Origin of the sequence: Enterobacter sp. CCUG 70166, from assembly GCF_020224095.1 — a bacterium.
Taxonomy (GTDB): domain Bacteria; phylum Pseudomonadota; class Gammaproteobacteria; order Enterobacterales; family Enterobacteriaceae; genus Enterobacter; species Enterobacter intestinihominis.
In genome coordinates this window covers 105,582-116,124 of the sequence record NZ_NRIQ01000067.1, presented here as the reverse complement: position 1 = coordinate 116,124, position 10,543 = coordinate 105,582, and the positions used below count along the sequence as shown (strand labels likewise).

Sequence of the window (10,543 nt, the reverse complement as noted above, 5' to 3'; positions counted from 1 at the left end):
AATTCAGTAAACCACTTCAAATCGGACGCCCACATAAAACAGAGGTCAGCCTCTAACAGGTGTTCATGGTCAGGGTTATGGATGCTGCCGGTATCGCTGAGGATTTGGCGGCTTACCCACTCATGCACTTCATTGGCGGGGATGAGCCGGGTGTATGGCTGCCAGTTGTCGGAGATGATGAAGTTAACTGGCGGGTATGGCCTGCGATCTTCATCGTTAACCATGGGTTACTCCGTTGTTTGTTCTGCTGGCTGTCCGGTCTGCTCTGCCGGTACTGGCGTGAACTGCACGCGCTTCACATCGGCTGGAGCAAAATACAGCCACTCGCCCGTCTCCGTCGCCAGCGGCACAAAGCCGTTAACCAGCTCTGGCTGACGTCGTGACATCTTGCCTGTGAAGGTTTCGCCTGTTTGGGTGGTTAGCGTGATTTGGTAGATATCGGACATGGTTACCTCTTTGCCTTGTCGCAGCTGTTGCCCTGCTTCTCAGAAGTGCTTAGCCACTTACGGCTTACCCGTCAGCAAGATGTGATCACCATCCTTGCGGGGTTACACAGATCATTATCGAAGCCCCTCAGTGAAGAGCTTCTGTAATGCCGCTATTTGCCGACGCAATTCTGCGTTGGCTACCCTGCTTTCGCTTCCATAAGCGTGACCATGTCAGGGTCCATCTGACTGACGATCCGCTCACGAGCGCAATTGAGAAGCTTCTTGCGACCACCGACGCCCCACTTATTCATTGCCCGGGCACATGCGCTGACCTCTTTGGTCTCATTGGCGATCAGCAGGTCAAGTCGGTTGAGTCGGTTCATATTACTAAGACCGTTGAGCACAGCCTCGCGGAAGGTTTCATAAACGCGGATTTCAAACTCCGGCTTAATCCAGGCGGCATATCTAATAGCGAGTAGCTCTGCAGCCCATACGCCGGGCTCGTCACCACCGCGAATTACTCTAAGTGCCTGGTTATCTTCCAAAGGACATTTTTGTCCTTTGCCTGCCAGCGCCTGAACGAAACGCTTTACTGATGCACTACGAATAAACTTGCCCGGCTTTTGTGACTCAGTAGCCTCACCTTTCAGGACAGCGGCGGCATGAAGATCATTCAGGCTATAGCGCCCCTTCTCGTCCACTCGGACAGAGACACCATTCACGATCACAGTTGGATATGTCATAGCGTGTACCTTTCTTTGAGATGAACCTTTGCCGCATAGGAAACCAGCCCACAGAGGCTCGCCAGCACTACTAGCTTCCTCAAAGGCTCATTTCAAAGGGTTCGGTTCTGTGGTTTGTATGCGCTGCGGTGCGCGGTGAAATTAGGGCATAAAAAAGCCCGACCGAAGTCAGGCTCTGTTATTTTGGTGACGAATCACTTAAGACACTGGGTGTTGATGTATTCATGCATCCCGTAGATCATTTTGTTAACGGTTTCGATTCCGTCCCGGTGATCGAAATAATTCCGTCGAGCGTCTGGAGTAAGTTCGGGGCTCCTGCATCATCCACGCCGGAGGTGGAGGTGGCTTTGGACACTCCAGGGCAGGTTGCGGCGATGCGCAGCCGTTTAGCGCCAGAATCGACATCCCGACGCAAATCGTTAATGGTCTTTTTCGCATCGGACAATTCCTTCGTGTATTTGGCATCCAGTGCAGCGACATCACGCTGGCGGGTCTGCATGTCTTTGATGGTGTCGTTAGCCAGGCTGAGTTTCTCAGTGGCTTTATCGCGCTGGTCTTTGTAGGTGATGGCGTTGTCGCGGTAGTGGTTCACGAAGAACGCCAGCACACCGATTAACGCCACCACCAGCAGCTGCAACCAGTAACGCTTAACCAGTGCGCCAATCATGACAGGAACAGAGCCCGCTCTGCCTCCCGCCGACGTGTCAGCCCATTCAGCACCTTCCCACCAGCTTTATTCCAGCGCAGGAACTCATCGGCTGCACCAGCGTAATCACCAGCGTTGAGTTTTCGCAGAAGGGTCGATGTCGACAGTGACCGGGCGCCGAGGTTGTACGTGAACGACACCAGGGCGTCGAATTGCCCCTGAGTCAGGCCAACTTTGACCAGGCGGGACACATCGCTTTCGTAGCTTACTAGCCCGGTCTTCAGCAGACGTTCTGCCGTTTCCTGCTTGATAGTCATCCCGGCGCGGATTGGTTTGCCGTCGACAGGCTGAGTCCAGCCATAACCGATCGTCCAGACTCCGACGCTGTCCTGGTAGGCGGTGAGTTTGCAGCCTTCGAACTGCTTGATCAGGGCAATGCCTTTATCACTGGTTTGCATTCTTCATCCCCGTCAGTCGTTCCCAGAAGTACGTCAGCGCTACGGAGCCCATCGCGCCGCTAATGCCAGACGTAACCAGAATCATGTAAAGGCTAAGCCCGCTTTCAACGCTGATCAGTCCACCAATGAGACCGGTAAAGCCGGACACTGCAATTTGCGCCAGCGCGTTGATCCAGCTCCAGGTGGCTTTGTTCTGCTTAACGTCAATAAGGTATCGGACCAGGCCGCCCCAGCATGACAGAGCAAGGACAATCAGCCATGACACTCCGGCAATGCTTTCTTTATCTTGCATACGTTTAGCCATATCACCTCCGAAAAAACGGGGTGCTGTTTGTGTAGTGGGGAAAGGCCGTCAGACACGATAGCTACGTGGCATCTGGAATTGATTGTCTGCGGCCTGGAATAAAAAACCTGGCGACAAGCCAGGAAGATGAGGGTAAGGCAATGTCGGCTCTATGGCCGTAAATACCCTGGCTGGGTTTGGCTCGCCTGGCTGGATTCGAACCAGCGACCAACCGCTTAGAAGGCGGTTGCTCTTTCCTCTGAGCTACAGGCAAATTTGGTGGGCCGTGAAGGATTCGAACCTGTCTACCCTTCCCTTATGAGGGGACCGCTCATACCAAATGAGCTTCCGGCCCAGAAACAAAAAAGCCCCGCATTTAGCGAGGCTCTTAATTCTTTGTCGACCTACGAAGCTATGGCGACGATATCAGATTTACATGAAATATATGCGTTTTAGTTCGGTTTTGCAAGACTTACGTCTAAATTTGTCGCCTTTTGTTGTGAACGTGATCGCGTTACTGAGATAAGCGCACCGCTATCGAGTCGCTTAAAGCTGTTACGCATCGCCAGCCAGTGAGGCAGATACGTTTCTGTCCAGGTGGATTTCGCCACGCCAGCCAACTCCGCCAGCGCCTGATATTCGTACGTCTCACGCCCTGCCAGCTCCAATTTCACGTCCTGCGCCGCCAGCCAAATTAGCTTCTTCAGGCGATCCAGCGTCTTGCCGGCCACTTTCTTCGTGCCGAGCTGTTCCCGGAACTCTGCCCACGCCCACTGGGTGATCGCAACCTGGTGCTCGAAGCGGATATTCTCGCTGTAGTTCCATAGTAGCCACGCTTTCTGATGTTCTTCCAGAGACATGACAGCGCGGCGCCAAGATGCTGTCACGAACTCGACCGGACCCACCAGCGCGATAGATGAGCCCTTAGCGCGGGACTGGCTGCCGCTCATCGCCGGGCCATCAGGGTTAACTTTCCGGCCGGTGACCGGGTCGGTGATTTTCTTTCGTCCCCGGCTGCGTGCCGTCGCGGTGAATTGCGCGTTCTCGGCGAAAGCTACCAGTTGCCCTTTCGTCGCCCCGCTCAGATCTGCGGTCGCCACAATGAGCTGCTGACGTACGTATTCCAGTTGCTGACTGTTCATGCGGCTTCCTTCTGTGGCTGGTTGGTTTTGGTCTGGCTGTGCTTTGCTACTGGCGGCATGCTGGCGCGCTTAACGCTTTCTGCCTGGTACCGGGTTATTTCGTCTCTGGTCACGGCGCGCACTCCCCGATGATGATCTGCCCCTTCTCTCCCCAGACCTTTGTGATGCGGCAATCCCAGATGTGAGCATCATCCTCATAAAGCGCATCCATCAGGGCCTTCAGCATGTTGTCGCAGTCTGGCTTGGCCTGGTGGGGCTTCCCGGCGAACTCAGCTCGTTTCTTCTTACTCCAGCTTGGTGGCATTGGTAGGACGAATGTCACATGTGATCCGGATTCAGGCATGGTCAGCTTGCGCAGGCGGACCTCATCGCAAAAAGCGCGATAACGCATTACAGGTGGGCGCTGCTTCCACTTATCCGCGCGGGTCATTCGAGGCTTGCCGATTGGTGTGATGTCGTAGATTTTCATGCGGGCACCACCAAGCCACGACGGGCAATCTGGATAATGGTCAGGACGATGGCGCGATCCATTAACTGGCGGCGCTCGTCACGGCTCAAACCCTTTCCGTTATCGATCTCTGAATGACAGGTGACGCAGATAGCAGCGGTGGCGCAGTCGTCTGTTTTCATACCGATACCCTTACCCTCGTTGCGGTGTGCCACCTGCACGCCCCACGCTCCGCACAGGACGCATTGCTCAATCTGGCCGACTGCGGCTAGCCACTTCTTGCTGCGGTAGGTTTTACTCATGTTCACCACCTTGAACCTGTACCAGTGTGAGGTTTCCGCAGAACACAGCTCCGGTGTCGATGTACATCTGGTTGGCATACTTAAGCGGCTGGCGCGCTGGGGTGTGCCCGAAGATAAACAGATCAGCACCAGCTATAGGCGAGACAATGCCGTCCTGAGCGTCGCTAACCCGCTCACGATTCCAGATGACCATATCTTTCGGGACGGGCTTATCGAACGCATATTCGTTATGCGGGTAGTCAGCGTGGCAGATAACGATTTTACGCTCAGCGGTAACCAGCTCGATGACGAGTGGCAGCTCAGCTGCTTTGTGAACTAGAGCCTTAGCCAGCACTTCTTTGTCATAGTCGAGATTGAAGAACCAGCCGCCACCATTTGCCAACCAGTGATTGACGTTCCCATACTCCGATAGCCCATCAATCATCATCTGCTCATGGTTTCCTCGCACAGCCCGGAACCACGGCATAGTAATCAGCTCCAGGCACTCGACGTTTTCCGCGCCTCGGTCAACAAGGTCTCCAACCGAAATCAGCAAATCACACGCAGGGTCGAACGAAACTTTTTCGAGCTCATTCATCAGCAGCGTGTAGCACCCATGCAGATCCCCGACGACGAAGATATTGCGCCAGTCAGCGCCATTAATGCGTTGATACATGCTCATGCGGATTTTCTCCTCGCTGCGAGACGCAGCCATTTCTGATCCACCAGGCGGGCGGTGTAGTCTTTCATGGTCGGGATGTCGGACGGCTTAACCGCGGGCTTGCGCTGGCGGCGCGCCGGAACGTTGAAGATGTGATTTGTGATGACGCGCGCGAGAGGACTACCCACGGGAAGCCCTCCACTCTTGCGCCCAGGCGATGCGCTTACTGGATGCTTCGGAGAACTTCACGCCGCGGTCGGTGCCGAACCAGTAAATCGCCTCGATGACGTCGACCATGTAGCGCTTGCTGGATTTGGATGTGCGGACGCCGAAATAAACGCGTCCGCCGTTGATGCCCGGCGCGGATTTCTGCTCCTGGTCCTGAGTCTGATTTACCAGAACGGTGATGAGGTCCTTCCACTCTTCGCGGGTCAGCTTTTCGCCGTGCCAAACAACCTGATCAGACAGGTCTTTCAGCAGCGGCCACATCAGACGGTTTTGCTTGTCGGTGCGGGTCTCTTCCCGAGCCTCGACTACCATCGGCGCGCGAGGGTTTACCGGCAGGGCGCGAATGTACGCGATGAGATTCTCTTTAACGGTGTCGTTAACGATGCAGTAGTGCTGTTTCATGCGCCACCTCCGAGAGGTAACGCAGAATGCAGAAAATCGCAGGTGCATGTCTGCATCTGTGACAATGTGAGGAGTTCAGATTGTGGTCGCATTTAAGTCCCCTTAAATGCGCAGAAGTCACCGGAGTTGTTCAAGCTCCGATGACATGATTATGGACGGTTGATTCAACAAAATCAACGCGAGAAAAAGGCCTCCGAAGAGGCCATGGCTCTCGATATGGGGATTCCCATATCGCTTGTATGGTAGCTATGGTTTGAATCTATGCTTAGTTAACCTCGCCCCCAGTTCCCACTCTTCCCTGGCCACAGTCTTGCCCTTCCTGATTTGGCTTTCTACCTCCTGCTGCGGTGCTGCTGGCATTGCGCAAGCTTCTACTGCTGCCTCATGAATTCGCTTTATGGTGTCCCAGCCAACGGGGATTTCAGCATCCCACCCGCCTGTATGGTTACAGTCTTCACAACCTTCACCTACGCATGACTGACAAACGATGCGGTATTGAACATGAAACTCTCCGCATAGCGCGCCTTTGGCTCCATTATCGGCAGTCAACTTTAGTGGCATGATGCAGTAACCATCCGGAATCACCGGGGCGTTGAGAGCATCACGCTCTGCAAAGATTTTCTCAGCGTCGATTTCAATGCCGGAGTTGCGTATGGTTTCCACTGCGTCGCGCAACTTGTTAGCCGTCGTTACAAGTTCGGCACCCTGAAGCATGGCGGCGCGGCATTCATCTTCGCGCTCACCAAAAATTGCTGACTCCAGGACATCGATAGCCTGCGATGGTGAGTACGCGTATTTATCGAATGACGCCCCCTTGATTCGCTGTGCGAGCTTGAACAGCCGTTTCTCCTGCGCGTGATAAAGCTCACTCAGATGCTGATAACGCTCATCAGGCACAGATACCGGCGCTGGCGGGGCGGCGTAATAATACTCGTCCTCAATCCCATCAACTGGTTTTGAGAAGCAGATAAAATTACCGTAATGCCAAGGATAAGGGCCGTATGGCTCAGCGGTCACCCTGCGCCAGCGATGAATGGCAGGCTCCGCTTCGAGCGATGCCAGCGCGATACGCGCCAGCTCAAGATCCATTTGCGCTTTTTCTGACTCCGGAAATCCTGATGCGACAGAAATTCTGTGCTGAAGCTTTTCGATTAACTGCTCTTTGGTGAAGGTGCTCATGATGCCTCTCCTTTACCGGCTGCGGCGGCGCTTAATTTTGTATTCACGTCGCCTTCAAAAATCGGCAGCACACCAATTGCAGCGGCCCAGTTTTTAGCTAGCTCAGGGTCAGATGTCTCGTCGGTGTAGTCTGATGCTCGCCAACCAATAATTCGCTTCTGGTCAGGAAGGTCAGAATTTCTCTTCTCTGATGATTGCCCTAACGCATTAAGAAGCGTTCGTATCTCCTGCTGCTGAGTGGCTATGGTTGAGTCTTTTGCTTCCAGCTCATCCAGCAGCGCCTCAATGCGCTTCTGCTGAAAATTCCACGCCTTTGCTTCATTCGAATTTACGTCTCCCCAATCCGCCCGTTCCGTGTCATCTGCTCCGCACAGATGGCAGTAGCAATCGCCGTAATCCCCGGAGTCAGCAATTGCTTCTCCACCATCCAGAAGGTTGCTGGGGTACATTTCACCGCAATTGCAGCATTCCACCAGGTAAAATGATCCTTCAACGCTTTGATCACGCAGCGCCTGTTTGTCGATGTGTTTGTCGATGTTGCTCATTGGGCGGCTCCTTCTGTGCGATACATCATGATTGTCAGATCGCCTTTAGTCGCCAGGCGCACCGTTGTTCCTGGTTCGATGCTGGACAAGTCAAACGCATCGTAAAATTCGTGTACTGCCTTCTGTCTACGAGATAGTTTTCTACGCTTCTCCCACTGCTTTAGCGCAATGGAGATAAACCACTGGCCCGTTTTGAACATGATGAATAACCACCCCATCAGAGCGAGGCCAGTGTTTAGAATGTCCAGAATGCTCATGACTGCACTCCTTTGCGAAGCTGGGCGGTGAAGTCACCGCAGATAGTTGCTGCTGCATCAAGCCCAATTTGTTCGTCCTGATAGCAATTAATAATTGCATTGCTAATTTTCAGGCAAACTTCATCTACTGCGGCGGCCCGCACTTCAGCCAGGAAAGCGTCGGTGGCTGGGGTTTCTGCTTTGATGATTTCGATCGCTTGCGGATGGCTGATGCTGCCGCGCATCTGATGAGTTGCCCATGCGTCGATGTCCTCTACCTCATCAGGGAACTCAAATCCCGGACCGGCAATAGTTCCGTACAGCAATTCCTGTGCGGCCTTCTTGTTGCCATTATCCAGATACATAATCGCCGCTTGAATGCCAATGAGGTACTTATGAAGCACCCAGGCATTTGACAGTTCGCTGGCCGCTTTGGGCACCAAATAGGCATTCTCCGCAGCCAGCGCCGCGCATCTGGCATCTGCTTCGGCAAATTTACGCACAAGATACTCGGCGTTGGTTTCGTTAACCTTCAGATCGCGTGGAATGCACTTGCCACGCAGAAAACCTTCCATCTCAAATAATTTCATGCCCCTACCCTCCCCCAAACCATCAAAACCCTTCTCATTGCCGGGCTGTTCCGGCACTCCTGGCAGATCGCGTTCGTCTCTGTACGCTGCACCAGCTTCGAATTCCCCTTCGGCATGGCAGGTATGGTTTCCGGTGCGTATTTCATGCCGTAACTGGTCAGCCGATAAAGCCGCTGGCCGTGCTTGCCCTCACAAGTGATCAGGCCGTCTGCCAGAAGCGAGCTGACCGTGCCTGACATCTTTTTGGTGGTCATGCCGATCATCTTGGCAATACGCCCGCTGTTCAGGCCCGGGTTATTACGCAGGGCTGCAAGAATCTGCCCACGAATTGTTATGGTCATGCTGCCCCCTTAGAACGGTAAGAACCCCACGTGAATGACAGAGTGCACCCGCCTCCATCGCTCATGCGATCAAGAACGCGTTCGCCGATGAATGCAGCCAGTTCTTCCCGGGTCTGGTTGCTGATCAGGATGGTTGGCTTCATCCGCTCATAACGGGTGTTGATGATTTCGAACATGATCAACTTCTCGGCGTCGCTTCCGAACTGCACGCCGACCTCGTCGATAATCAGCAGGTCGGGCTTCGTGAAGTAACGGATCACTTCGTCTTCAGTACGGCTTGACCCCTTCGACCAGGTTGACTTGTACTCCCTGGCAATTTTCAGCGCGGTGGTGAACACAGCTGAGCTTTGGTGCTCGGTGATTGCATGCCGGGCGATAGCCAATGCGAGGTGGTTCTTGCCGGTTCCAGGCTTGCCACACATCACCAGGCCACCACCCTTCTGCAAACGCTCAGGCCAGCGGCTGGCGTATGCCTGACAGACCTTCAGGGCGCGTTTCGCTTCTTCGTTCACCGGTTCATAATTCTCCAGTGAACAGGATTCAAACCTGGCCGGGATGCTCAGTCCATCCAGCAGGCGCTCGATGTTTCTTTTGCGGGCTGCTTCGTTGATGCTAATTCTTTCCGCCTGCAAGCGGCCTAACTCCTCTTTGAGGCATTCAGGGCAGCAGCTTGGGCGCGGGGGAATTTTCACGACTGAGTTTAAGAAATGCCTGGTCCTGCATTCAAAGGGGCCATGCGTTTCGCAGTTCTCGGTGCTGATAGTTAGCTCGATATCTTCATGCTGAACTGGCGGCTGGCTCAGCTCAGTAATGCGTTTCTCAAGTTGATTGATTTTTTCATCCAGCGTCATGATCAGTCCCTCGCCCATGCAGGAATTTCAGTCTGGCCATAGTCTTTGCCAGCAAAGTTCTCAGATACGCGAGACTGCGCGCGAGGGGTCTGCTTGGCGATCTTTGGCTCAAACAAACCCTGCCAGCCATTCGCGATGCTCTGGTTGATGATTTCTTCAGGCTGGTATCCGCTGCACTTGCAACGCTCAAGCAGGTTGATGGCCTGGGTAACCGTCTGCTGAGACTTGATCGGTTTCTTCAGGTCGCGACGATAATCGACCCATGACTTCCAGACTGAAACTGACAGCCATTCAGGAAGGTCAACACCAGCCGGATCGAACGAAGCCGGTTTGGAGGATTTAGGGGGTTTATTAATATTGTCTTTATTGTCTTTTGTATGTTTGTCTTTTGTGTTTACCTTATTTGGGTAAGTGTCGTTACCTGATTCGGGTAAACATTCCTTACCTGATTCAGGTGAATTTACCTCTTTCAGGTAACGTTTATTTTCATTACCGGTTTTGGGTAATTTCACCCATTCACTAACCGTTTTGTTAATGCCGACAGAACGCCCGATTTGGGTAAATACTCCACGCTTAACTAACGAGCTTTTAGCAGCAGAGCATTTGTGCGGAAGAATGCCGGTAAGGGCAGATAACTGATCGTTACTAACCCAGTCAGATTTTTTGTTGAAACCGTATGTTTTACGCATTACAGCCATGAAGACCAGCAGCTGATGCTGAGACAATCCTGCCAGCATGACAGCCTCCAGAAGTTCATTGGCAATACGCGTATAGCCATCATCAAGATCTGCCACGCGCGGCTCCACGACCTGCAAATCAGGCCTGATTGGTGAGATATTGTTAATTGCTAAGTTCATCAGCAGCCTCCCCGCCTTTCTTGAAGATAATTTCGACACAAAGCAGAATGCAGTTATCGCAGATAGCAACGCCTGGACCGGCAACTATGGTTTTCACGTCGCTATCAATATTGCTTCTGTCGCAGAAAGAGCATTTATGAGTTGCGTGCTGATTTGCCTTTTCGTTTATTGCTGGCATACTTACTCCCGTTACTTGGCGTAACACAGTGTCTTGAAAGCCGTTG

The 10,543-nt window shown here is 53.2% G+C and carries 20 protein-coding genes, 2 tRNA genes and 2 pseudogenes; all 24 read right to left on the bottom strand.

Annotation, left to right across the window (positions count from 1 at the left end):
- Positions 1-224: pseudogene (locus tag CKK19_RS24055) on the bottom strand (hypothetical protein); the annotation flags it as partial.
- Between the two features lie 3 nt (positions 225-227).
- Positions 228-446, bottom strand: coding sequence for a hypothetical protein (locus CKK19_RS24050; protein WP_023306053.1), 219 nt, complete (start codon positions 444-446; stop codon positions 228-230).
- A 179-nt stretch (positions 447-625) separates the two neighbouring features.
- Complete coding sequence (locus CKK19_RS24045; protein ID WP_001514187.1) at positions 626-1,171, bottom strand: KilA-N domain-containing protein; 546 nt, start codon at positions 1,169-1,171, stop codon at positions 626-628.
- Positions 1,172-1,417: 246 nt separating this feature from the next.
- Complete coding sequence (gene rz1 / locus CKK19_RS24040; RefSeq protein ID WP_225455252.1) at positions 1,418-1,576, bottom strand: lysis system o-spanin lipoprotein Rz1; 159 nt, start codon at positions 1,574-1,576, stop codon at positions 1,418-1,420.
- A pseudogene (locus CKK19_RS25340) lies at positions 1,530-1,838 on the bottom strand (lysis protein); the annotation flags it as partial. The gene rz1 and the pseudogene CKK19_RS25340, both read right to left, overlap by 47 nt.
- Positions 1,835-2,275, bottom strand: coding sequence for a lysozyme (locus CKK19_RS24030; RefSeq protein ID WP_023311422.1), 441 nt, complete (start codon positions 2,273-2,275; stop codon positions 1,835-1,837). The gene CKK19_RS24030 and the pseudogene CKK19_RS25340, both read right to left, overlap by 4 nt.
- Positions 2,262-2,567 (bottom strand): phage holin family protein, encoded by a 306-nt coding sequence (locus CKK19_RS24025; protein WP_122008274.1) that lies wholly within the window; start codon positions 2,565-2,567, stop codon positions 2,262-2,264. The genes CKK19_RS24030 and CKK19_RS24025 overlap by 14 nt, the downstream gene beginning before the upstream one ends.
- A gap of 189 nt (positions 2,568-2,756) precedes the next feature.
- A tRNA-Arg gene (locus CKK19_RS24020) sits at positions 2,757-2,832 on the bottom strand.
- A gap of 3 nt (positions 2,833-2,835) precedes the next feature.
- A tRNA-Met gene (locus CKK19_RS24015) sits at positions 2,836-2,913 on the bottom strand.
- Positions 2,914-3,010: 97 nt separating this feature from the next.
- Positions 3,011-3,700, bottom strand: a complete 690-nt coding sequence (locus tag CKK19_RS24010) for a bacteriophage antitermination protein Q (RefSeq protein ID WP_225455250.1) — start codon at positions 3,698-3,700, stop codon at positions 3,011-3,013.
- The gene (locus CKK19_RS24005; protein WP_112778584.1) at positions 3,697-3,813 is read right to left on the bottom strand and encodes a hypothetical protein; all 117 of its coding nucleotides are present in this window, start codon (positions 3,811-3,813) and stop codon (positions 3,697-3,699) included. Before CKK19_RS24005 ends, CKK19_RS24010 begins: the two co-directional genes overlap by 4 nt.
- Positions 3,810-4,169 carry a RusA family crossover junction endodeoxyribonuclease gene (locus tag CKK19_RS24000; protein WP_021571188.1) on the bottom strand — a complete coding sequence of 120 codons (360 nt, stop codon included), beginning with the start codon at positions 4,167-4,169 and terminating at the stop codon, positions 3,810-3,812. The genes CKK19_RS24005 and CKK19_RS24000 overlap by 4 nt, the downstream gene beginning before the upstream one ends.
- Positions 4,166-4,450, bottom strand: a complete 285-nt coding sequence (locus CKK19_RS23995; protein WP_000048136.1) for a hypothetical protein — start codon at positions 4,448-4,450, stop codon at positions 4,166-4,168. The genes CKK19_RS24000 and CKK19_RS23995 overlap by 4 nt, the downstream gene beginning before the upstream one ends.
- Positions 4,443-5,111: a serine/threonine protein phosphatase gene (locus CKK19_RS23990; RefSeq protein ID WP_225455249.1), complete on the bottom strand. Its 669-nt coding sequence runs from the start codon at positions 5,109-5,111 to the stop codon at positions 4,443-4,445. Before CKK19_RS23990 ends, CKK19_RS23995 begins: the two co-directional genes overlap by 8 nt.
- A complete protein-coding gene (locus CKK19_RS23985) occupies positions 5,108-5,278 on the bottom strand; it encodes a NinE family protein (RefSeq protein WP_225455248.1) in 171 nt (56 codons plus the stop codon). Before CKK19_RS23985 ends, CKK19_RS23990 begins: the two co-directional genes overlap by 4 nt.
- Complete coding sequence (locus CKK19_RS23980) at positions 5,271-5,720, bottom strand: recombination protein NinB (RefSeq protein ID WP_105322448.1); 450 nt, start codon at positions 5,718-5,720, stop codon at positions 5,271-5,273. Before CKK19_RS23980 ends, CKK19_RS23985 begins: the two co-directional genes overlap by 8 nt.
- Positions 5,721-5,966: 246 nt before the next feature.
- Entirely contained in the window at positions 5,967-6,899 is a 933-nt protein-coding gene (locus CKK19_RS23975; RefSeq protein WP_225455247.1) for a hypothetical protein, read from the bottom strand.
- Positions 6,896-7,444, bottom strand: coding sequence for a hypothetical protein (locus CKK19_RS23970; RefSeq protein WP_225455246.1), 549 nt, complete (start codon positions 7,442-7,444; stop codon positions 6,896-6,898). Before CKK19_RS23970 ends, CKK19_RS23975 begins: the two co-directional genes overlap by 4 nt.
- On the bottom strand, positions 7,441-7,701 hold the full coding sequence (locus tag CKK19_RS23965) for a DUF4752 family protein (RefSeq protein ID WP_032621567.1): 261 nt from the start codon (positions 7,699-7,701) through the stop codon (positions 7,441-7,443). Before CKK19_RS23965 ends, CKK19_RS23970 begins: the two co-directional genes overlap by 4 nt.
- Complete coding sequence (locus CKK19_RS23960; protein ID WP_225455245.1) at positions 7,698-8,270, bottom strand: hypothetical protein; 573 nt, start codon at positions 8,268-8,270, stop codon at positions 7,698-7,700. The genes CKK19_RS23965 and CKK19_RS23960 overlap by 4 nt, the downstream gene beginning before the upstream one ends.
- Complete coding sequence (locus CKK19_RS23955) at positions 8,267-8,611, bottom strand: winged helix-turn-helix domain-containing protein (RefSeq protein WP_225455244.1); 345 nt, start codon at positions 8,609-8,611, stop codon at positions 8,267-8,269. The genes CKK19_RS23960 and CKK19_RS23955 overlap by 4 nt, the downstream gene beginning before the upstream one ends.
- Positions 8,608-9,480 (bottom strand): ATP-binding protein, encoded by an 873-nt coding sequence (locus CKK19_RS23950; RefSeq protein WP_225455243.1) that lies wholly within the window; start codon positions 9,478-9,480, stop codon positions 8,608-8,610. The genes CKK19_RS23955 and CKK19_RS23950 overlap by 4 nt, the downstream gene beginning before the upstream one ends.
- Positions 9,465-10,319 (bottom strand): replication protein, encoded by an 855-nt coding sequence (locus CKK19_RS23945; protein WP_225455242.1) that lies wholly within the window; start codon positions 10,317-10,319, stop codon positions 9,465-9,467. The genes CKK19_RS23950 and CKK19_RS23945 overlap by 16 nt, the downstream gene beginning before the upstream one ends.
- Entirely contained in the window at positions 10,303-10,497 is a 195-nt protein-coding gene (locus CKK19_RS23940; protein ID WP_047721649.1) for a ClpX C4-type zinc finger protein, read from the bottom strand. Before CKK19_RS23940 ends, CKK19_RS23945 begins: the two co-directional genes overlap by 17 nt.
- Positions 10,498-10,543: the final 46 nt, after the last annotated feature.